Below are 20,291 nucleotides of genomic sequence, written 5' to 3'. Positions count from 1 at the left end.
AAAAATGTCGCATCTCTATCTTGCCCATCTGTCGCATCTGTATATTGCTGTTATAGATGTAAATCGCATAATTTACATTATGGAACTAACAATGGTGCGTCGGATCGTTAAGTGAACTGCGATACCGCAGTTGCGCTGATCGGTCGGTTGGCGCGGGATGAACAGGTGCGCGGCAAGGGTGTTAGTGAAGTGCTTCTGACAGATGCGCTTAGCCGCATTCTTGATGCAAGCAAGACCTTGCAGTTGTTCGTCATCATCGTGGACGCCAAGAATGACAAGGCGGCGGAGTTTTATGCCAGCTACGGTTTCCAGCGCTTTCCGCATCGGCCAAACCGATTGTTCATCCAGAAATCCGTCGTCATGTCGGCGCTGGAGCGATCACTAGACTGAGGATGCGACACTATTCCAATTTAGGGGGATTCGCCCGCCGCAAATTTCAAGTATTCTTACGCCATTGTCCCCTATTCCCGCCGCATGATCTGCGATTGACTACGAAACGGTACGACAAGGGACGGCGCTCTATGACGGAGTACGCTGCAATGCTCGCGATTTCGCATTCACATCATCCGGTTTGAGGCCGGGGATGCGGGCAAGCCGGAAGGATCGGCTATGATCCGCTCGCCGTGTTGCGGGCGATCTCCCCGTGCATCTCTGCCCGATCCGCAACGGTGTCGGCGGCTTCTATCCCGTCGCCGGCACTACGTGTCTCGATCCCCTCCCGTTCAATCCTTTGCGCCGGTGCACCAATCTGGCTTTGCGGTTCCAGTTCGATGCCCTGCGCCTCAAGACTGCGATGGTCGATGCGGGCGTCTATGTCGAGTTCTGCCAGCCGTTCATTTACATGCTCGGCCCAGCGTTCGCGCCACCGCTCGACCATCTCCGTGCGGTTCCAGTCCCGCACCTTCTGGCCGAAACCGTTCTCGTCAACCGAGCGCATGGTGAGCATGACATGGGCGTGTGGCTTGGGGCTCCCGTCCTCGGCAAAATCCCAATGCACGTTCAGGTCGGCAATCATGCCCTGATCGACAAATTCGGTCTGGACGAAATCGCGGGCAAGTTGGATGCCCTGCGCATGCGAAAGTTCACGCGGAATGGCCGCGGTGCAAGTAGCTGTCGTCAGGTGCCTCCTGCGTCTTGCCGGTTATGGTGAGTAGATTCGACTGGAAAGTGACCCCGAGATCGTCCTGCGCAAAGCCAGCCTCGAGACCGAGATACGATAACTGTCGTCTCCCGTCTTCACGCGCCATAGGGCGGCCAGTCGCTCACGGATCGCGCGCGCTGAACGTTTTCCAGCAGATTGAAGACCCGGTCGAAGCCGACGCTCGACCGGCACAGAGGAGAGAAATTGTAAGATGTCGCCATAGCCATATTCTCCTTGAAGCAACATGGATGTATCTGCCGCGCTGCTCGACGGCGCCTCAGGCAAGACCAGCCCTGTCTTCAGCAACTGGCGGCAACTGATTTGGTTTTGAGATTCCCGGATTCAAAGGCGCCGAATAAAAACCTCGTAGCCCAGTTAAACAGCGAGCGCTGATCGCGAAGGAGATTTTCAACTTCCGGCGCCCTTCCCTCCTTAAGTATCCTCGGTCAATTCTGCCACTTCCAGTATTCCAACAAGCTCTGCGACTTTTCCTGACGGCAGTGATCGTCCCTCGTTGACCAACGCTTCGTCAGCATTAAACCAGGCCCAAGCTTCGGCGAGTTCAGCCGCTGACGCGCCGGTTCGGTTGATTTCCGCAACAAGACTGGAGTCTACCGGGCCGAGGACAGAAGTAATTTCATCCAGCGTCATTTAGTTACCTCCTGCATTTCGGGTGCTATTCCGATCATCCATCTGGCTATTAGATAAGCGGCGCGATCACAGAAAAAAGTGTCACGGTGCGCTCGGCAACCTCTTGAACAGGCAAATTGCCAAACCTAAATCGCAGTCGCCGGACGCCCATTGGGGTCTGGCCCGTCAAACGATGAATGTCATCGCTGACGGAAATAGAAACTTGTACCCATATTGCTTCACAAGGAGGATGTGGCTATGAGAACCACTTTCGATTTTACTCCCCTGTTCCGGTCGAGCGTCGGCTTCGACCGAATGCTGAACGCGCTCGAAGCTGCGAGCCGCGTAGAGACCATCGACAGCTGGCCCCCTTATGACATAGCCAAGACCGGCGAGGACGACTACCGCATCACAATGGCGGTGGCCGGCTTCACGCAGGACGAACTGACCATCACCCAGGAGCAGAACATGCTCGTGGTGTCCGGTCAGAAGGCTGGCGAGGACAACAGCCAGTATCTGCATCGCGGAATTGCCGCGCGCACATTCCAGCGTCGCTTTGAACTGGCCGACCACGTGAAGGTTGTGGGCGCTAGCCTCGTCAACGGTCTGCTAACGATTGATCTCAAGCGTGAGATTCCCGAAGAGATGAAGCCGCGCAAGATCCAGATCGCGGCCGGCGAGGCGCTGCCCAAGGTCGAGACCAGGCAGATCGAGGCCGACAAGCAGGCCGCCTGAGGTAGCTCTCTCAGCGTAATTCGCGCAAGGCGCCGGGCACTTCCCGGCGCCGACGGTAAAGCATTGTCAATCGAACGAACAGAAAGGAGAAGAATAATGAGTGTCCGTGATCTGATTCCCTGGGGCCGCAGCAACGGCAATCAGGTTCCCAGTGTCTTGCGCGATGGCGATCGCGATCCATTCCTTTCGCTGCATCGCGAGGTGAACAGGCTGTTCGACGACGTCTTTCGCGGCTTCGGCTCGAACCTGCCCTCTCTCGTGGGAGCTTCCGCCTTCAGCGGCGGCTGGCCGAGCGTGGAGGTCTCGGACGGGGAGAAGGAAATCAAGGTGACAGCTGAGGTACCGGGCCTCGAAGAGAAGGACATTGAGGTCCTGCTCGACGACGGCGTGCTGACGCTGCGGGGCGAGAAGCGCTCCGAGACGGAGGACAAGGACCGACGGTTCTCGGAGCGCTTCTATGGCCGCTTCGAGCGTCGCATTCCGCTTGGCTACGAGGTCAAGGACGACCAGGTCGACGCGCGGTTCAAAAACGGCGTGCTGACCGTGACCTTGCCCAAGAGCGAAAAGGCGCAGTCGCAGGTCAAGCGCATCGCCATCAAGAGTTGACGCATGGCAGGCGCCGGCGGCGGGCCATCTGGCCGCCGTCGGCTGCATCCTTCGCCAGAGAGGGAGGGATGAACAATGGAGATGACGAGACAGATCAACAGATCAACTGGAAATTCAATTCCGCAAGAGTGGCCGTCGAACGACAACCGGCACAAGCCCCTTTCGATGGGGCGCTCGGTCTTCCCGGATGGCGCGGTTGCGCGCATCTACAAGCCGTCCCGCGCGGTGACGACCTCCGGCAAGGCCGGCACGAAGGGTTGGCGACTTGTGTTCGAGCGGCGCACCGCGCCCTTCATCGAGCCGCTGATGGGCTACACGGGCGGCGACGATACGCTGACCCAGGTCGAGCTGAGCTTCCCGACATTGCAATCGGCCATCCGCTACGCCGAGCGACAGGGTCTGACCTATATGGTCCAAACACCGCCCCGGCAGACGACAGGCAGTGGCCGCAGCCAGCGCGCCGATGAGAAGCAGGCGTGTGTAGGAAAATCAACGCACGCCTTCTCGGATGCGACGCTCGACCGGCTCGGGCTCGCCGCCCTTCGGGAGACCTACGGGCTTGCGCTCGACGGCGCGGCGAACCGCAACGACCCGCCCGATCCTGAAAGCTGGACGACGCCCATGAAGGTGGTCAGCGATCCGACGCTGACGCTGGAAGCGAAGCGCGCGATCCTGATGAACTGGGCCTGGACCGAGTACCTGATCGACCAGGCCACCAACGAAGGCATGCCCGAGAACGGCCGGCCGTCGCGCCTCTACGAGGTCGAGCAGGCGCTGCTCGCGCTTGAACGCGAGTTCGCGGATGATCGGGATGATTCAGGCACACGAAAGGCAGCATGAGGTGCAGCGATGGATACGCATGTCGTTTTCGATTGCCAGAAGGTTCTGCCGAACCGGTTCGCGCTGACGCTTGCCGCTGCCTCCCGCATCCGGGCGCTCGCCCGGGGCGCGGAACCGAGGCTCGACGCAGTCGATCGCAGCGTGGGCGATCTTGCCCTGCACGAGATCGCGGCGGGCGCGTTCACGCGGGATGAACTCGCACCGTTTCTGCCTGGAGCAGATGAAAGGCAGCTTTTGCCTCCGCCCGATCCGGCTTCCAGGCTTCGCGATGGCGGTGGCGGAAGCGCCGCCGCACCCGCCTCCCGTTCGCGAAAGACCGTTCATTGAAGATGCAAGCAAACCGACACGGAGGAATGAACGATGCTGAAGTCTTTGTCTTCCGATAACCGGGCGGCTTTCGATGTCGTCAACATCATTGCCGGTCTCGGTCTTCTGCTCTCGCCCTGGTATCTCGGCTATGCGGCTGAAACCTATGCCGCATGGAATGCCTGGATCGTCGGTGCTGCCGTGACGCTGATCGCGGTCGCTGCGCTCTACACATTCCATCAGGTCGAGGAATGGACCAACGTGGCGCTCGGCCTTTGGTCCGTAATCGCGCCTTGGGCACTGGGCTTCTCTGCCCTCCCAGCCGCGATGTGGGTGCATGTGGTCGCCGGCCTCGTCGTCGCCGTGCTCGCTGCGGTCAGCCTGTGGTCCACGACAAACCGACCTCTTTCGACAGCATGATTTTGCAACGTGGCCCGGCACGCGCCGGGCCATTTTCTTGCACTCTCCGTCTAACCTCAGGCGGAACAGAGGAGCCAACAGACTGGCCAAACGGAGATCGCTCATGTTCAGGAATCTCATAGCCCTGCGTCCGCCCATCATCACATTATGCGCCATCCTCGCCTTCGCGGGGCTACCGTGCGCGACAATCGGGCAGGCCGTGCCGGGCGTTGCGGGAGAGCTTCCCACCCTTGCCCCCGTGCTGGAACGGGTGACGCCGGCTGTCGTCAACATCTCGGTTGTCTCAGAAACACCTGGGGCATCAAATCCACTCTACAACGATCCTTACTTCCGACGCTTCTTTGATCTTCCGCATGCGCCGCCTCCGCAACAGCGCATGAGCGCCGGTTCCGGGGTGATCGTCGACGCGGCCAAAGGTCATGTGCTGACCAATCATCACGTGGTGGCCAATGCTCGCACGATCACGGTCACACTGAAGGACGGGCAACGCCTGCGTGCCGAGCTTGTCGGCTCCGATCAAGCAACGGACATCGCGCTGCTCAAGGTCAAGAGCAGAAATCTCGTCGCGTTGGAGGTCGGCGATTCGGATCGCCTCAAGGTCGGCGACTATGTGGTCGTGATCGGGAACCCCTTCGGCCTGGGACAAACGGTAACCTCCGGTATTGTCAGCGCGCTCGGTCGCAGCGGCATCAGCAATGACGGCTACGAGGACTTCATTCAGACTGACGCCTCAATCAATCCGGGCAATTCCGGCGGTGCCCTGGTGACCCTAGACGGCACGCTAGTCGGCATCAATACGGCGATCCTTACGCCTGCGGGTGGCAACATCGGCATCGGCTTCGCGGTGCCTAGTAACATGGCCGTAACCGTCATGAAGCAGTTGATCGAACACGGTGAAGTGCGGCGCGGCAGGCTGGGCGTCGGTATCCAGGACCTTACGCCGGATATCGCGGAGGCGCTCAAGCTTGGCGAACTGCGCGGAGCTGTGATCGCCAGCATCGAGCCCGGCTCGCCGGCACAGCGCGCCGGCTTGCAGGTGGGCGATGTGGTCACCGCGATCTGCGGGCGTGCTGTTCAGGGCGCGACAGACCTGAGAAACCGCATCGGCCTCACGCCAGTCGGCAGCACGATCAGCTTTACAATCAAGCGTGGTAGTAGCGAGCGGGTCGTCAGCGCCAAGATCGCTTCAGAAACTGGTGCATCCGCCGATCTATCCGGCACCCCGCTCGATGGCGCGCACATGCGCGCCGCTTCCGTTAACGAGGCGCGGCAAGCCGGCGCGCCAGGCATTTTGATTGAAAGCATCACGCCGAGCAGTCCGGCTGCGCGTGCTGGCCTTCGAGCGGGCGACTTGATCGTTGCGGTCAACCGGTCGCCTGTTTCTTCCTTGGCTGATTTGCGCAGCGCGATCGCGCGCCAGCGTGCCATCCTGGCGCTGGAACTGTTTCGCGATGGCGGTCGCCTTCTGCTGGTTGTGAGATAACCAGGAGCGGCCACAATGGAAATGAACAAGAAAACGCAGTTCAACATCTGGTACTGGATCGCCGCCTTCTTCCTCCTGATGGCATTCCAATACCTGTTCACGACCGCCACTCAGGTGGCGCATATCCCATACAGCCAGTTCGAGACCTATCTCGGCCAAGGCCGGATCGCGGAAGTGGCAGTATCGGACCGCTTCATTCAGGGAACCTTCAAACAGCCGGTCGACGGCCGGCCAATGTTCATCACCACCCGCGTCGAGCCCGACCTCGCACGTCAGCTTCAGGAGCGCGGCGTGGTGGTCACCGGGCAGATCGAAAGCACCTTCCTGCGCGACCTGCTGTCCTGGATCGTGCCCGTCCTCCTTATCGTCGGCATCTGGATGTTCGCGCTGAAGCGCATGGGCGGCGGCATCGGCGGCGGGCTCATGCAGATCGGCAAGTCGAAGGCGAAGGTCTACGTCCAGTCCGACACCGGCGTCACCTTCAAGGACGTGGCCGGCGTCGACGAGGCCAAGGACGAGTTGAAGGAGATCGTCGACTTCCTCAAGGATCCGCAGGGCTACGGCCGGCTGGGCGGGCGCATGCCAAAGGGCGTGCTGCTGGTCGGCCCGCCGGGCACCGGCAAGACGCTGCTGGCAAGGGCCGTGGCGGGCGAGGCCGGCGTGCCGTTCTTCTCCATCTCGGGCTCCGAGTTCGTGGAAATGTTCGTCGGCGTCGGCGCAGCGCGCGTGCGCGACCTCTTCGAGCAGGCCCGGGCCAAGGCACCGGCCATCATCTTCATCGACGAGCTGGACGCGCTCGGTCGCGCCCGCGGCATCGGCCCCATGGCCGGCGGCCACGACGAGAAGGAGCAGACGCTCAACCAGCTCCTTGTCGAGCTGGACGGCTTCGATCCCTCGACCGGCCTCGTGCTGCTCGCCGCCACGAACCGGCCGGAAATCCTCGACCCGGCGCTCCTGCGCGCCGGCCGCTTCGACCGGCAGGTTCTCGTCGACCGCCCGGACAGAAAAGGCCGCGTGCAGATCCTGAACGTGCACCTGAAGAAGGCGAAGCTCGCGCCGGACGTCGAGCCGGAAAAGATCGCGGCGCTGACCCCCGGCTTCACCGGCGCGGACCTCGCCAATCTCGTCAACGAGGCGACGCTGCTTGCCACCCGCCGCAAGGCCGGCGCGGTGACGATGGAGGATTTCAACAATGCGGTGGAGCGCATCGTGGCGGGTCTCGAAAAGCGCAACCGGCTGCTCAACCCGAAGGAGCGCGAGATCGTCGCCTATCACGAGATGGGCCACGCGCTCGTGGCCATGGCGCTGCCGGGCGTCGATCCGGTCCACAAGGTCTCGATCATCCCGCGCGGTATCGGCGCGCTGGGCTACACCATCCAGCGGCCGACGGAGGACCGTTTCCTGATGACGCTGGAGGAACTAGGGAACAAGATGGCGGTGCTCCTCGGCGGCCGCGCGGCGGAAAAGATCGTGTTCGGCCATCTGTCCACCGGCGCCGCGGACGACCTCGCCAAGGTTACCGACATCGCCCGTGCCATCGTCACACGCTACGGCATGTCGGAGAGGCTCGGCCATATCGCACTGGAGAAGGACCGGCGCTCGTTCCTCGCCACCGACCAGCCCTACTATGGCCCGCAGGAACGCACCTATTCCGACGAGACGGCCGCCGCCGTCGACAAGGAGGTGCGCCGGATCGTCGACGAGACGTTCGAGCGGACCGTCGGCCTGCTGGCGGAACGCCGGGACGAGCTCGAGCGCACCGCCCGCCGCCTGCTGGAGAAGGAGACCCTGGACGGGTTGGAAATACAAGAGCTTGTCGGCAAGCCCGAGGAATCAGTCACGAGTGCCGCTGTCTGATGCCGCAGATCGGGCTTGAAGAGGGGCTTGCGGCAAACTCGGTCTACTGGCTGAATGTCCACCGGCCCCAAGGCGTCGGAATGTGCTGAAGGTGCTCTAAAGCCGGAGGAGCCGGATAATCTGGTCTACCACCGAAGCATGGCGCGCTTGGACATGGCCGCCTTCATGGCTTCGTCGGCCAAAAGCAGACAGGCAAAACAACCATCCCAATTTGCAATGCGACAATTGCACTAATTTGAAGTGCCATGGAGGGATATGGAGTAGATATAGTTCTCATGGCTATCCGTTTTTTCCCAGCCATCTTGGTCGGGCCAATCCGTGTCCGAGATCTGCCGCCGCCAATGACTGCCTTTTCCCGCTTCAATCATTTTTCTCAAATGCCTCTTGAAGCATTGAGTGAAACGCGCGGACAGCAGGATTTGCGCGTCGGCTTTCTGGCCACAGCGCCGTAATATTATGGCGCTCGACAGCAAAGTCCGAGAGCACCGGCACCAGTTCGCCGCGGGTCACATAAGGTGCCGTGACGAATGTTGGGCACATTCCTATGCCCGCGCCCGCGGCCAGAGCGGCAATCAGTGCATCGCTTGCATCGACCGTCATGCCCGAAGCTGGCGTGATCTCCAGAAGGCGGCCTCCGATCAGAAAGGGCCAGCGCATGATCTGCCCGGAACTCTGATAGCGAAGCGTGACCGTATCATGGTCGGTGAGTTGATCAGGCTTATCCGGCGTCCCGCATAGCGCCAGATAGTCGGGCGATGCAAAACAGCATAGCTGGTATGGAGCAAGCCGGCGCGACAGCAGCTTCGAGTCCGCAAGATCGCCGATGCGAATGGCGACATCGATTCCCCCCTCCACCAGATCGACAATCCGGTCGCTGAGGCGCAGGTCCGCCTGCGGAATGCCGCCAGTGCCGGCACGATCACGTGAATGCCTATCGGCAAGGACGCGGTAACTCGGAGCGTGCCGGAGGGCTCTGAACGTGCGCTCGCCGCTATCTGCTCGATTTCTTCAGCATCGCGCAGCAGCCGAAGCGCGCGCTCATGCAGGCTGCGTCCCTCTCGCGTCAGCGTCAGCGAACGCGATGAGCCCGGTCAACCGCTCCAATGCCATTTGTTCCTTCATGGCACTATTGAACCGACAGCTTCCCCTATAATCAACTGCATATCTTCGTAATAGATGTGAAAGGAACGAGATAGACCGAGGAAACAGCCCCATGAACGACATGATGCAAGCCATACGCCTGCACGCATTCGGCGGACCCGAAGTGCTGATCTATGAAGATGCTCCGAAGCCCCAGCCGAAAGCGGAGGAACTGCTTGGTCGGCACGATCTTGAGCCCGGCGGTCGAGATGATGTTGACGATATGTCCAGCGCCCTGCCGCTGGAAGACGGGTAGCGCGGCGGCGATGCCGAAAAGGGCACCCCTCAGATTAATGTCGATTATCGTGTCCCAGTCGTCGACGCGCAACGCATCGAAACGGGAGATGGGGACTATACCCGCATTGTGAACGATGACGTCGAGCCTTCCGAAACGCTCGCAGGCAAGTGACCCAGCCCCTCCATGTCCGCCCGCCGGGTCACGTCCGTGGGTCGGTAAATGGCCTTATCCCCGGTGGCAGCGATTTCGCCCACGACCGCCGCAATTTCCTCCGCGCTGCGAGCGCCAAGCACGAGCTTTGCCCCGCGAGCAGCAAGATGGATGGCAGTCGCACCACCTATGCCGCGTCAGGCACCCGTCACTGCGACGACCTGGTTCTCCAGAGGCATGTGCATTCTCCATGATGTTCCGAGCTTGTTGCTATGTGCGGATCAGCGGATGATCTATGCTAGGAAAGCCATGTTTATATCGCGATCCGCCGAAACAATGTCCGATCCCTTCTCCAGCGTCTTGAGCGCGCTAAGCGCGCGGGACATCCGCGCCACGGCCTTGATGCCTCCGGTAACTGGGCGCTCTCGTTCGACGGTCGGGCGCGGTTGAAAGTCGTCGCGGTCATCCTTGGACAAGGCTGGCTGATTGTTCCGGCCATGACACCATTAGCGCTGCCCCAGGGCGACGTCGCCCTAGTGAGCGACACGCGCTACACGGTGGCGAGCGATCCCGCTGTCGAGCCCGCAGATGGCATAGCGCTCTACGCGCCGCCGGGCGGGGATCTGGTACAACTCGGCCAGGGAGACGAGGTGTCGATTGTCGGCGGCGGCCGCGTGGGCCAACCTCCGCTCGACCACCTGACCACATGGCGTATGATCCTCGCACAGCGCATGCTCGGGACGGGCGAGAGAGTGGCGGCGGTGGCCGAAGCTGTCGGATACCATTCACATAGCGCGTTCGCCCAGGCGTTCAAAAGAACTTTGGGCCCTACACCCCCGTCCATGAAGTAATCGGCAGGCCTCCTCCAACGACACCCAACTTGCGGGCGGCATCAATTTATAGGGTTACGGAGTAGACGCAGTCCTCCGTTTCGTCATTCTCAAGCCGAAGAATACCGCCGACGCCTCATAACCTACAAAGCCATTCAGTGAAATAACCAATGGTTATTACACTCCGAGGCGGTTGCTTTCCAAGGGGGCCGCGCGCACCGTCCAGTGGCTACACAGGGAATTGAATGCGAAGCAAAAATCGGTCGGGATGCGCTCAGCTATCGTCCAGCAGGTGAAGCAAAGATCGAACGCGGAATTGCGATGCGTGTCGTCAGCCCCTTCGCCGACAGGTCACGGGTTATTCGTCCGCGGAGTTGATCCTCAACCATGGTTTTGATGAGTCGCGAACCAAACCCCTCTCCGGCTTCGCCATTCACGCAGCCGCTGAACTTCTCGTTCCATTCGATAATCTGGTGATCGCCGTCCGTGCTCACCGTGACATGAAGGGCTCCCGCAGCCCGAGACAACGCCCCGTATTTCGCGGCATTGGTGATCAGTTCGTGGAATACCAAGGCAACCGATGTCGCCACTCCCGGGTCAATTGTAACGTCCAGACCATCAATAGTGATTCGATTGTTGCTTCCGCCCATGTAGGGAGCGAGCAATTGTTCCAGCAAACCTCGCAGTGAAGCGGAGTTCTGCTTCATCCCGGCGCGAATAAGCCCATGGGCCCGGTGCAAGGCATCCAGACGGGCTCCTAAGGTTTCTGCAAGCGGCCGGTGTTCCGGCTGCTCTCGGACAGACACGGCGATCAACCCATTAACCAACGCAAACAGATTCTTGATCCGGTGGTCGAGTTCCTGAGATACCATCTCGCGTTGTTCTTCCAGCAGCTTAGGCGCATCGATATCCGATGACGTCCCGTACCAGCGGATGATCTCGCCGTCTGCATTTCGGAGCGGAAGGGCAACGACCCAGAGCCAACGATAGCTGCCGTCATGATAACGAAAGCGGTAGTCGATGTCGTAGGTCTTGCCAGTCTTCAGACACTCTTGCCAGGTTTCGGCAACCCGATCCCGGTCGTCAGGATGGATGAGTTTCTGCCAGGTTGTCGGCTGGATATTTTCCGGGGCGATGCCGGTGAATTCCGTCCACCGTCCGTTGAAATAATCGTGCCGTCCGTCCGCATCCGCGCTCCAGATTATCTGGGGTATGGATTCCGCCAGAAGGTCGAACCGAAGATTGCTCTGTTCGAGAGCGGCCGCCATCTCGCTCTGCTCAGTTGTGTCAATGACAACACCTGCGAACTGGACGATCCGTCCCCTGTCGTCACAGACAGGGCGCCCGGAAACAATAAACCAGCGGGTGTCCCCTTTGCTGGTTACTGCGCGATAGTGACAGCGATAATCCGAACCCGACGTGATTGCGGCGCGCAAACCCTCAAAGACTCGGTCGCGATCCTGGGGGTGAACAGATGGCGACAGCATATCAATCCTGACGCCACGCCGTGATTCCTCCTGGGAAATACCAAACAGGCCGGCAAAGGAGCCGCTCGTGGTTACCCTGTTACTGCGAACGTCCAGATCCCAGGTTCCTACGATACCACCGGCATCAAGTGCCAGTTCCATCCGCTGTTGCGACCACTCCAGCGCCTTGAGCGCCCGCATTCGTTCGGTCGTTTCGCTGGCAACCACCAGAACGCCATAGATGTGGGCATGGGTGTCGGCTATGGGTGTCAACGCGAGGCTGAACCAGGCCGTTTCCAACTGCCGGTCGCGCAACAACTTGACTGGCTGGTCGCGGAAACGCACGCCTTTGCCGTCGTAACAGGAACTGATCGCATCACGGAAAAAGCTGGCCGCGACGGGCAACGCTTTCGTAATCGGTTGCCCGAGTGCAGTTGCATAGCGCTCACCGAGCATCTCCTGCAGGGCATCATTCTGAACCACAAGGCCCTCGCGACCAATCAGAACTGCCATGGGTGCAGCAGAAAGCAAAATCAGTCGGACGGCTGATTTGAGTTCTTCTGGCCAGATATAGATCGGCCCCGCCGACGATCGAGACCAGTCGAAGGCACGGATGTTCCTCACCATGACGCTCGGGTTCGCGAATTCGTCATGCCCCTCACTGAACCGGGCGAACAGGTGCTCCGGCATTGTCCCTCCATCAAACGCTCAGTTCAAACCTACAATGCGTTTCGGCGCTCGTCCATTCGACATAGCTGTGTTTTAACTTATCTGTCAGCCTAGACCTTGGAGCAAAGGTGGCAGATGTCCTTATATACTGAATTGTCTATTTAAGATCATCGAGTTTTAGCATTTACAGCAGCATCATAAATATCTGCTCTGTAATCTTCCTTCGAACAAGCCCCCTGTGTGCCCCAGCCACGGAACTTAAGCTATCACATTGCGTTAAAAGACGGGTGAAGATGCCCGCTTTGAACCGGAACACTGGCTAATTCTCACATTTTTCCGCGAACTTAGCGGCCTTCGGGGCTTCAAATATGATCCGACAATTCATGAGAGGAGAAGTACCATGGCAAAGGAAAAGACCCTTGAAGACCTGTTCCACGACACTCTCAAGGACATCTATTACGCTGAGCGCAAGATCCTGAAGGCTTTGCCGAAGATGAAACGTGCGGCGCAGTCGGAAGACCTGAAGGCTGCTTTCGAGAAGCATCGCGAAGAGACGGAGGGCCATGTCGAACGACTTGTCCAGGTATTCGAGATCATGGGCAAGGCAGCGAGAGGCAAAACCTGCGACGCGATCGAAGGGATCATCGCCGAAGGCGAGGAGATCATGGAGGAGTTCAAGGATACAGCGGCGCTCGACGCCGGCCTGATTTCGTCCGCGCAGGCGGTCGAGCACTACGAAATCACCCGATATGGAACTTTGAAGCGGTGGGCAAAAGAACTTGGCCTGAGCGATGCGGCGAAGCTTCTCGATCAGACGCTTCAGGAAGAGTCGAAAACGGACAGCGATCTGACGAAACTTGCGGATGCTTCGGCCAACCAACGCGCCAAGGCTGCGTGATCATGAAGCAAGGGTGCCACTCGGCACCCTTGCCAATTTGTATAGAGATCACATAACGGACGGGAGCCAGCTATGTCAGCCACCGACAAAGCCGCAAATGTGCAGAAATCACTCAAGATTCATGACCAAAAGCTCGAAGTCGGCCCAGGCGGAGATCTTTATCAGATTGCCAACGACAAAACACCTGCCATGACCACCGCGCAGGGTGGGCCGGTGTCAGACGACCTCAACACGTTGAAGATCGGTCAGCGTGGTCCTACGCTGATTGAGGATTTTCATTTCCGGGAAAAAATCTTTCACTTCGACCATGAGCGTATTCCCGAACGCGTGGTTCATGCGCGGGGCTACGGTGCGCATGGCTATTTCGAGACGACAAAGTCACTCAGCGAATATACGCGCGCAGACATTTTCCAACGGGTTGGCGAGAAGACGCCAGTCTTCGTCCGTTTCTCCACGGTCGCCGGTTCGAAGGGTTCGTTCGACCTTGCCCGAGATGTGCGCGGCTTCGCCGTCAAGATATACACCAAGGAAGGCAACTGGGATATTGTCGGCAACAACATTCCCGTGTTCTTCATCCAGGACGCCATCCGGTTTCCGGATATGGTCCATGCCGTCAAGGAGGAGCCTGACCGGGCTTTTCCGCAGGCCCAGTCAGCCCATGACAATTTCTGGGACTTCATCAGCCTGACGCCGGAATCCATGCACATGATCATGTGGGTCATGTCGGATCGCGCCATCCCGCGCTCCTTCCGCTTCATGGAGGGGTTTGGTGTTCATACGTTCCGTTTCCTGAACGACAAGGACAAGTCGACTTTCGTCAAATTCATCTGGAAGCCGAAACTCGGCCTCCAATCGGTTGTCTGGAACGAGGCGGTGAAAATCAACGGTGCGGATCCGGACTTCCATCGGCGCGATCTGTGGACCGCCATCCAAGCCGGGGACTTCCCGGAATGGGAACTGTGCGTGCAGCTCTTCGATCAGGACTTCGCCGACAGTTTCGATTTCGATGTGCTCGACCCGACGAAGCTGATTCCGGAAGAAGTCATCAAGCCAATACCGGTCGGACGGCTGGTGCTGGATCGGATGCCGCACAATTTCTTCGCCGAGACCGAGCAGGTCGCATTCATGACGCAGAACGTCCCCCCCGGCATCGACTTCTCCAACGATCCCCTGCTGCAGGGTCGCAACTTCTCCTATCTCGACACGCAACTGAAGCGGCTGGGCAGTCCGAATTTCACCCACATCCCGATCAATGCGCCGAAGTGTCCGTTCCACCATCTCCAGCAGGACGGGCATATGGCCATGCGCAATCCTGTCGGGCGGGCAAACTACCAGCCCAACTCCTGGGGCGAAGGAGCGAGACCCGACCCGAAACGCGGGTTCCGGCCGTTTGCAGCGCAGGAAGACGGACAGAAAGTTCGCCTCCGACCGGAGAGCTTCGCCGATCATTACAGCCAGGCGAGGCAGTTCTATCTGAGCCAGACCGCTGTGGAGCAAAAACATATCGCCATGGCGCTGACCTTCGAACTGTCGAAGGTGGAAACACCTGTGATCCGCGAGCGTGTTGTGTCTCATCTGCTCAACATCGATGCCAATCTTGCGGAAACGGTCGCCGGAAAGCTCGGCATCCGCAAGATGCCGAAGGCTGCGGATGTGATGGTGCCCGTACGTGACGATCTTGCTCCGTCTCCTGCACTCAGCATTATTGAGAACGGACCCGGCAGCTTCAAGGGCAGAAAGATCGGCGTGCTTGTCGCCAATGGCACTGATGCGCAGGTGCTCAAGGGTATCCGGAACGCCGCGGAGAAAGAAGGCGCAATGGTGGAACTGGTTGCGCCGTCGGTCGGAGGTTTCCAAGCATCCAGCGGCGACTGGATAGAGGCCGACCATATGATTGACGGTGGTCCATCCGTATTGTTTGATGCTGTAGCCCTTGTGTTATCTGAAGAAGCGGCCAACCGGCTTATCGGCGAGTGCGCGGCAAGAGACTTTGTTGCAGATGCTTTTGCCCACTGCAAGTTCATTGGCTTTACCGCAGGCGCAATGCCGCTGCTCGCCAAGGCCGGTATCGAGCCCGAAATGGACGAAGGGATGATCCCGCTCGACAATGCAAGGGCGGCCACCGATTTCGTCGCGTCTTGCCGTAAGCTCCGCTTATGGGCGCGTGAAGATACCGTCAAGCTCTGATCTCGCAGCATACAATTGATGTGAAGAGATGTTCGAAGTGCAAACACAAGCGGCCCGGCCCAGCCGGGCCGTTTACCGCGCATATTGGAATGTGGAGAAATTGGTAATCGCCTATGAAGAACATTGCTATCGTCGGCACGGGTCCGACCGGGATCTATACTTTCTTTTCGCTGCTCAAATTCGCAGAGCCAATGTCCATCTCGATCTACGAGAAGGAAGATGAAGCTGGCGTAGGCATGCCTTATAATGACGATGAGAACAGCCGGATGATGCTGGCCAACATCGCCAGCATCGAGATTCCGCCGATTACCTCGACCTATCTGGACTGGCTGCGCGAGCAGGACGAGACGCGTCTCGCTCGATACCGGGTCGACAAGGAAGGTCTTCACGATCGACAATTCCTGCCTCGCATTCTGCTCGGCGAATATTTCCGGGATCAGTTTCTGGCTCTTGTCGAGGCAGCGCGTCGAAAAGGCTTTGAAGTCGAAGTGCACAAATCCTGCGAGGTCACGGATATCGAAGCCACCGCCGATGGCGTAAAGCTCTGGTCTGATGGCAAGCTGGTTTCGAAACTCTTCGATCTCGTCGTCATCGCCACCGGCCACGTCTGGCCCGACGACGACGAAGCAACGCGCAGTTATTTTCCCAGCCCCTGGTCTGGACTGATCGAAGCCAGAATACCGGCGTGCAAAGTGGGCATTATGGGCACATCGCTCAGCGCCATCGACGCAGCGATGGCGGTCGTTGCCCAACATGGAAGCTTCATCGAGGAAGAAGACGAAAGCCTGCGCTTCGACCTTGACCCGGACAGTAAAGGTCTGGCGATAACGCTTATGTCCCGTTCTGGCATCCTTCCAGAAGCGGATTTTTATTGCCCGATCCCATATGAGCCGTTGCAGATTGCCACAGAGAAGGCGATCAACAGGGAGATCGAGAGGGGGTCCAGTGGCTTGCTTGACAGGATATTTGCCTTGGTCGCGCGCGAAATCGAGGAGGCCGATCCGGTGTGGAGCGAGCGTGTTTCGCTTTCGAAGCTCGACGCTGACGGCTTCGCTGATGCCTACTTTGCCGACCGGCAAAAGCACGATGCGTTCCGCTGGGCAGAATACAACCTCAGAGAAGTCGAACGCAACAAGCGGGAGAAGCACACCGTCCCCTGGCGCTATGCGATCCTTCGTCTGCACGAGGTGGTACAGGAGATCATCCCGCATCTTAATGAAGGGGACCGCGAGCGGTTCGATACAGGACTCTGCAAGGTCTTCGTCGACAACTATGCCGCAATCCCGTCGGAATCGATCCGCAGGCTACTGGCGCTGCGCAAGGCCGGCCTGATAGACGTCCTCGAACTTGGGCACGATTACGACATGGACGTAAGGGAGGATCACACCATCATCGCCATTGGCTCGGAAATACGGACATTCGACGTGTTCATCGACGCCCGAGGCCAGAAGCCACTCAAGACGAAGGATTTGCCGTTTCCGTCACTGCGCCGGCAACTCGTTTCGGTCGGAGAGGATATTCCGGAGGTCTCAGACGACTACACTCTGCTGGCACCGGACGTTGCATGTGGCAAGATTGCGTTCGGCGCGCTGCCGTATCTGATGCACGACCAGCCTTTCGTGCAGGGAATTACGGCAAGTGCCGACATTGGAGCAGCAATGGCCACTGCTGTCAGTGAACTAACACACCGAACGCGCCGGCGGCTTCCTTTTATTGATCTCTCCTGATCGAAGCTGAAACATTGACGGGTCAGACAGATACGCCCATGCGAGCGCCCTGGATTATATCTTCGATCAATTCACGCCTTGCACGTTCTCTCGCGACACTGTCGTTTAACCGCAAGATATAGGATGGATGCCAGGAGATCAGCACCGGTCCACCATGTAACCCGATTTCAGCCTGACCGCGTCGCGAAGTAAGAGGAGCGTTGTTATCCGTCAGAGCGAACGCCGCAGAGGCCCCCAACGCAACCACCATGCGTGGACGGATGAAAGCCAGCTCAAGCCCAAGCCACCAGCGACAATGCAGAATTTCCTGCCGGTCAGGATTTTGATGCAGGCGGCGCTTGCCACGCGGCGTGAACTTGAAGTGCTTGACTGCATTTGTCAGCCAGACACGTTCGGTTCCCACTTGTGCCGCAACCATTACCTCGCGCAGGAGACGACCGGCTGGACCGACAAAGGGACGTCCTTCCAAATCCTCACGATCACCCGGCTGTTCTCCTACAATCATGAGCTCAGCGTCTTCCGGCCCTTCACCCCAAACAGTCTGAGTTGCGGCCTCGCATAATCCACATCGACGGCAATGTCTGGCAGCCGCTCGCGCTTCGATCATTGTCTGGGGGAGTTCGGCCGCTTGCGGCATTGCAGCGCGATAACGGGTCGAAATCGCGACTGCGCCAGCCGCTGGTGACGTTTCTGCGGCCGCGCGCATTCGCTCCACTCGCGACTCGGCATCTCGTAACATATCTGGAATCAGGCGCGTTTCGGGTAGGTTCTTCCAATACTTCTTCGGCATTTCAGAGCGCATCGCATTCAACTTTACCCGTGCCGGATTGAAGATGTTCGCGAAATAGGTGCCCCAAAGCGTTTCGGTGGCATCTTCCGATAAGTCAGGGCGTGTACCGCCTGGGTGGTAACTAAGTCTGCCGGCCTCAAATCGAGCTGTAAGCCTTGGCGTGGCGATCACCCAGTCCATATCCGCGAAACGCTTTGCGAAAAAGGAACTACCCGGCTCGACTATATTATGCTCCGGCTCAAACCAAGCAGCAAAGCGACGACGCAATCCAGTCTCAGGTAATTCGCGAAACCGTACGAAAGCATGCATCTTGTGGATATCACGGCCAACCGATTTTGCCATGAGATGCAGCTGCCGCCCAAGCGGATCGGCCGGGCTCAAAGGGTCTCCCGCATCGCGGTCAAGCCGCCATAACGCCTGATAGAGCAGTCCGAACCGTTCCGGATTTGAATGCCAGATGACTGACTGCGCAAGTTTTAAAAATGCCGGCGGTACGCGCGCTTGATGCTTACCCGCAGCATTGGGCAGCTGTGCGCCCCCGAACAATCCATTCGCGGCGATCCAATCGATATCATTTGGCTCGATACCGTGTGATATCGCGATGCGCGCCATCTCACGCCACGCATCGAAGATGCCGCAGTCGGGTAGTTTAACGGAATAGATCATAATAGTCGCAGTTGCTCAGCGGGAGGTGCAAATCGAGCGCGTAAATCGACGTTGTCGATGAGCCGCCCCGGCGACCAGCCAGGTGTCATAATAAAGGGGCGTGCCTTGTTCATGTTGGCACCTATCCGCACCAGATCTTCGTATCTTAAACCGCGGTTCCGGCGCGCAACGATTATGCGATCCACCGTGCGGGTGCCAAAACCAGGAACACGCAGCAGCAATTCACGGCTTGCACCGTTTACATCCAGAGGGAATAGGCCACGGTGCTGTATGGCCCAGGCAAGTTTTGGATCCAGTTCCAAATCAAGATGACCAGCCTTCGTGCCGGTAGCGATTTCCTCGGCGCTGAAACCATAAAAACGCAAAAGCCAATCTGCCTGATATAGGCGGTGTTCACGCAGAAGCGGAGGCTGGATCAAGGGCAGAGCTGTGGAGGCGTCCGGGATCGGGGAGAATGCTGAATAATAAACCCGTCGCAGCTTGTAACCACTGTAAAGCCGTGTCGACATTTTGAGGATGGTCACATCGTCTGCCCCATCCGCGCCGATGATCATCTGCGTGCTTTGCCCGGCCGGTGCAAACCGGCGCGGCTTACGCCCGGTATGGGTCTTATCTTTTGCCGCCTCGCCTTCCAGCCGCACTTGTGCCATCGCACCACGGATCGTTTCAGGGCGTTTTTCCGGAGCGAATTTGCGCACACTTGCGTCCTCCGGCAATTCGACATTAATCGATAGCCGATCAGCCCAAAGCCCGGCCTCCCGGATCAAGTCCGGACTTGCATCGGGAATCGTCTTGAGATGGATATAGCCGCGGAAGCCGTGACCCTCCCGCAATGTCCGCGCGATGCGTACCATATCGGACATGGTCTGGTCGGGGGACTTGATGATGCCCGAGGACAAGAACAGGCCCTCGATGTAATTGCGTCGATAAAATTCCAGCGTGAGCGAGACAACTTCCTCGACTGAGAACCGCGCCCGTTCCACGTTCGAGCTGACCCGGTTTATGCAATAGGCACAGTCGAAGATGCAGAAGTTGGTCATAAGAATTTTCAGCAGGCTGATACAGCGCCCATCCGGAGTGTAAGCATGGCAAATCCCTGCCCCTCCCGACGATCCGACACCACCCCTCCTTGCGTCGCGTCTCTCACCACCGCTTGACGCACAAGATGCATCGTACTTTGCTGCATCTGAGAGGATGGCAAGTTTATCCTGAAGGCTCTTTTTCACCATGTGAGCGAAGATACATGTTCATGTTTTGTTCGTCAATAAAAGAGATTTTTTGCGGATCGCTCACCACGACGTGACCTGTCGCCTGCAAATCTGTTCCCGAAGCCACCGACGCACCGATCTTCCCGATTTCCCAAATGCCAATAGACACCCGATCGAAGTGGGAAAGCGTGCGTCTAATGGCGGCTGCCTTCGACATAAGCCTCGCAAGCGGCCCCCTGCAGGACACGCGCGACGGCGGCAAAGACCTCTTCGCGTTCCTTGATGCTGAGGTCTTTGATGAGTT

18 protein-coding genes and 5 pseudogenes are annotated in these 20,291 nt (G+C 58.7%); 13 read left to right on the top strand and 10 right to left on the bottom strand.

All coding sequences use genetic code 11. The features are described 5' to 3' along the window. Positions 1 to 111 precede the first annotated feature (111 nt). Positions 112 to 390 (top strand): GNAT family N-acetyltransferase, encoded by a 279-nt coding sequence (locus WIX40_RS23645; RefSeq protein WP_262077783.1) that lies wholly within the window; start codon positions 112 to 114, stop codon positions 388 to 390. A 206-nt stretch (positions 391 to 596) separates the two neighbouring features. Here WIX40_RS23645 and WIX40_RS23640 read toward each other — a convergent pair. From WIX40_RS23640 to WIX40_RS23630, 3 genes and pseudogenes are all read right to left on the bottom strand, one after another. Continuing rightward, positions 597 to 1,096: pseudogene (locus tag WIX40_RS23640) on the bottom strand (MobA/MobL family protein); the annotation flags it as partial. Further along, a pseudogene (locus WIX40_RS23635) lies at positions 1,095 to 1,362 on the bottom strand (Hsp20 family protein); the annotation flags it as partial. The pseudogenes WIX40_RS23640 and WIX40_RS23635, both read right to left, overlap by 2 nt. 211 nt (positions 1,363 to 1,573) lie before the next feature. Beyond that, complete coding sequence (locus WIX40_RS23630) at positions 1,574 to 1,792, bottom strand: hypothetical protein (protein WP_182506663.1); 219 nt, start codon at positions 1,790 to 1,792, stop codon at positions 1,574 to 1,576. Positions 1,793 to 2,029: 237 nt separating this feature from the next. Here WIX40_RS23630 and WIX40_RS23625 point away from each other — a divergent pair, with 237 nt between their 5' ends. The 7 genes from WIX40_RS23625 to ftsH all read left to right on the top strand — a co-directional run bounded on the left by WIX40_RS23625 (position 2,030) and on the right by ftsH (position 8,018). Next, positions 2,030 to 2,506: an Hsp20 family protein gene (locus WIX40_RS23625; RefSeq protein ID WP_182506664.1), complete on the top strand. Its 477-nt coding sequence runs from the start codon at positions 2,030 to 2,032 to the stop codon at positions 2,504 to 2,506. A gap of 96 nt (positions 2,507 to 2,602) precedes the next feature. Beyond that, entirely contained in the window at positions 2,603 to 3,112 is a 510-nt protein-coding gene (locus tag WIX40_RS23620) for an Hsp20/alpha crystallin family protein (protein ID WP_182506665.1), read from the top strand. A gap of 75 nt (positions 3,113 to 3,187) precedes the next feature. Next, positions 3,188 to 3,952 carry an NADH dehydrogenase ubiquinone Fe-S protein 4 gene (locus WIX40_RS23615; RefSeq protein WP_182506666.1) on the top strand — a complete coding sequence of 255 codons (765 nt, stop codon included), beginning with the start codon at positions 3,188 to 3,190 and terminating at the stop codon, positions 3,950 to 3,952. Positions 3,953 to 3,961: 9 nt separating this feature from the next. Further along, positions 3,962 to 4,279, top strand: coding sequence for a DNA-directed RNA polymerase subunit omega (locus WIX40_RS23610; RefSeq protein WP_122001562.1), 318 nt, complete (start codon positions 3,962 to 3,964; stop codon positions 4,277 to 4,279). A 33-nt stretch (positions 4,280 to 4,312) separates the two neighbouring features. After that, positions 4,313 to 4,678: an SPW repeat protein gene (locus WIX40_RS23605; RefSeq protein WP_144897487.1), complete on the top strand. Its 366-nt coding sequence runs from the start codon at positions 4,313 to 4,315 to the stop codon at positions 4,676 to 4,678. A 103-nt stretch (positions 4,679 to 4,781) separates the two neighbouring features. Next, on the top strand, positions 4,782 to 6,161 hold the full coding sequence (locus tag WIX40_RS23600; RefSeq protein ID WP_182506667.1) for a Do family serine endopeptidase: 1,380 nt from the start codon (positions 4,782 to 4,784) through the stop codon (positions 6,159 to 6,161). A gap of 15 nt (positions 6,162 to 6,176) precedes the next feature. Then, entirely contained in the window at positions 6,177 to 8,018 is a 1,842-nt protein-coding gene (gene ftsH / locus WIX40_RS23595; protein ID WP_182506668.1) for an ATP-dependent zinc metalloprotease FtsH, read from the top strand. Positions 8,019 to 8,378: 360 nt separating this feature from the next. Here the strand turns inward: ftsH and WIX40_RS23590 are convergent. Beyond that, positions 8,379 to 9,103 (bottom strand): annotated as a pseudogene (locus WIX40_RS23590) (substrate binding domain-containing protein); the annotation flags it as partial. A gap of 128 nt (positions 9,104 to 9,231) precedes the next feature. Between WIX40_RS23590 and WIX40_RS23585 the strand changes: the two are divergent. Beyond that, positions 9,232 to 9,342: pseudogene (locus WIX40_RS23585) on the top strand (NADP-dependent oxidoreductase); the annotation flags it as partial. A gap of 48 nt (positions 9,343 to 9,390) precedes the next feature. Here the strand turns inward: WIX40_RS23585 and WIX40_RS23580 are convergent. Both WIX40_RS23580 and WIX40_RS23575 read right to left on the bottom strand, forming a co-directional pair. After that, positions 9,391 to 9,504: pseudogene (locus WIX40_RS23580) on the bottom strand (oxidoreductase); the annotation flags it as partial. A 5-nt stretch (positions 9,505 to 9,509) separates the two neighbouring features. Continuing rightward, positions 9,510 to 9,689 carry a hypothetical protein gene (locus WIX40_RS23575; RefSeq protein ID WP_318281710.1) on the bottom strand — a complete coding sequence of 60 codons (180 nt, stop codon included), beginning with the start codon at positions 9,687 to 9,689 and terminating at the stop codon, positions 9,510 to 9,512. Between the two features lie 303 nt (positions 9,690 to 9,992). Between WIX40_RS23575 and WIX40_RS23570 the strand changes: the two genes are divergently transcribed. Next, positions 9,993 to 10,397 carry an AraC family transcriptional regulator gene (locus WIX40_RS23570; RefSeq protein ID WP_210272992.1) on the top strand — a complete coding sequence of 135 codons (405 nt, stop codon included), beginning with the start codon at positions 9,993 to 9,995 and terminating at the stop codon, positions 10,395 to 10,397. Positions 10,398 to 10,654: 257 nt separating this feature from the next. On the opposite strand, the gene WIX40_RS23565 is transcribed toward WIX40_RS23570, so the two are convergent. Then, complete coding sequence (locus tag WIX40_RS23565; RefSeq protein ID WP_182506669.1) at positions 10,655 to 12,532, bottom strand: sensor histidine kinase; 1,878 nt, start codon at positions 12,530 to 12,532, stop codon at positions 10,655 to 10,657. Between the two features lie 379 nt (positions 12,533 to 12,911). On the opposite strand from WIX40_RS23565, the gene WIX40_RS23560 reads away from it, so the two are divergent. The 3 genes from WIX40_RS23560 (at position 12,912) to WIX40_RS23550 (ending at position 17,323) form a co-directional block, all read left to right on the top strand. After that, positions 12,912 to 13,409 carry a YciE/YciF ferroxidase family protein gene (locus WIX40_RS23560; RefSeq protein WP_109987526.1) on the top strand — a complete coding sequence of 166 codons (498 nt, stop codon included), beginning with the start codon at positions 12,912 to 12,914 and terminating at the stop codon, positions 13,407 to 13,409. Positions 13,410 to 13,481: 72 nt separating this feature from the next. After that, positions 13,482 to 15,596 carry a catalase gene (gene katE / locus WIX40_RS23555; RefSeq protein ID WP_182506671.1) on the top strand — a complete coding sequence of 705 codons (2,115 nt, stop codon included), beginning with the start codon at positions 13,482 to 13,484 and terminating at the stop codon, positions 15,594 to 15,596. Between the two features lie 113 nt (positions 15,597 to 15,709). Beyond that, the gene (locus WIX40_RS23550) at positions 15,710 to 17,323 is read left to right on the top strand and encodes an FAD-NAD(P)-binding protein (RefSeq protein WP_339442587.1); all 1,614 of its coding nucleotides are present in this window, start codon (positions 15,710 to 15,712) and stop codon (positions 17,321 to 17,323) included. A gap of 22 nt (positions 17,324 to 17,345) precedes the next feature. Here the strand turns inward: WIX40_RS23550 and WIX40_RS23545 are convergent, their stop codons facing one another. Genes WIX40_RS23545 through WIX40_RS23535 form a run of 3 tightly spaced genes read right to left on the bottom strand, consistent with a single transcriptional unit; the run spans position 17,346 to position 20,204 of the window. Beyond that, positions 17,346 to 18,779 (bottom strand): UdgX family uracil-DNA binding protein, encoded by a 1,434-nt coding sequence (locus tag WIX40_RS23545; protein WP_182506673.1) that lies wholly within the window; start codon positions 18,777 to 18,779, stop codon positions 17,346 to 17,348. Then, complete coding sequence (locus WIX40_RS23540) at positions 18,776 to 20,005, bottom strand: putative DNA modification/repair radical SAM protein (protein WP_318281712.1); 1,230 nt, start codon at positions 20,003 to 20,005, stop codon at positions 18,776 to 18,778. Before WIX40_RS23540 ends, WIX40_RS23545 begins: the two co-directional genes overlap by 4 nt. After that, a complete protein-coding gene (locus tag WIX40_RS23535) occupies positions 19,983 to 20,204 on the bottom strand; it encodes a hypothetical protein (RefSeq protein ID WP_182506675.1) in 222 nt (73 codons plus the stop codon). The genes WIX40_RS23540 and WIX40_RS23535 overlap by 23 nt, the downstream gene beginning before the upstream one ends. Positions 20,205 to 20,291: the final 87 nt, after the last annotated feature.

It is taken from the genome of Ochrobactrum teleogrylli, assembly GCF_037482325.1.
Taxonomy (GTDB): domain Bacteria; phylum Pseudomonadota; class Alphaproteobacteria; order Rhizobiales; family Rhizobiaceae; genus Brucella; species Brucella teleogrylli.
The sequence above is the reverse complement of the archived record's forward strand: the minus strand, read 5'-3'. Positions and strand labels throughout refer to the sequence as shown.

Coding starts and splice junctions, on each gene's coding strand:
- WIX40_RS23630 (WP_182506663.1), bottom strand. CDS start 1,792: ATGACGCTGGATGAAATTACTTCTGTCCTCGGCCCGGTAGACTCCAGT.
- WIX40_RS23625 (WP_182506664.1), top strand. CDS start 2,030: ATGAGAACCACTTTCGATTTTACTCCCCTGTTCCGGTCGAGCGTCGGC.
- WIX40_RS23620 (WP_182506665.1), top strand. CDS start 2,603: ATGAGTGTCCGTGATCTGATTCCCTGGGGCCGCAGCAACGGCAATCAG.
- WIX40_RS23615 (WP_182506666.1), top strand. CDS start 3,188: ATGGAGATGACGAGACAGATCAACAGATCAACTGGAAATTCAATTCCG.
- WIX40_RS23610 (WP_122001562.1), top strand. CDS start 3,962: ATGGATACGCATGTCGTTTTCGATTGCCAGAAGGTTCTGCCGAACCGG.
- WIX40_RS23605 (WP_144897487.1), top strand. CDS start 4,313: ATGCTGAAGTCTTTGTCTTCCGATAACCGGGCGGCTTTCGATGTCGTC.
- WIX40_RS23600 (WP_182506667.1), top strand. CDS start 4,782: ATGTTCAGGAATCTCATAGCCCTGCGTCCGCCCATCATCACATTATGC.
- ftsH (WP_182506668.1), top strand. CDS start 6,177: ATGGAAATGAACAAGAAAACGCAGTTCAACATCTGGTACTGGATCGCC.
- WIX40_RS23565 (WP_182506669.1), bottom strand. CDS start 12,532: ATGCCGGAGCACCTGTTCGCCCGGTTCAGTGAGGGGCATGACGAATTC.
- WIX40_RS23560 (WP_109987526.1), top strand. CDS start 12,912: ATGGCAAAGGAAAAGACCCTTGAAGACCTGTTCCACGACACTCTCAAG.
- katE (WP_182506671.1), top strand. CDS start 13,482: ATGTCAGCCACCGACAAAGCCGCAAATGTGCAGAAATCACTCAAGATT.
- WIX40_RS23550 (WP_339442587.1), top strand. CDS start 15,710: ATGAAGAACATTGCTATCGTCGGCACGGGTCCGACCGGGATCTATACT.
- WIX40_RS23545 (WP_182506673.1), bottom strand. CDS start 18,779: ATGATCTATTCCGTTAAACTACCCGACTGCGGCATCTTCGATGCGTGG.
- WIX40_RS23535 (WP_182506675.1), bottom strand. CDS start 20,204: ATGTCGAAGGCAGCCGCCATTAGACGCACGCTTTCCCACTTCGATCGG.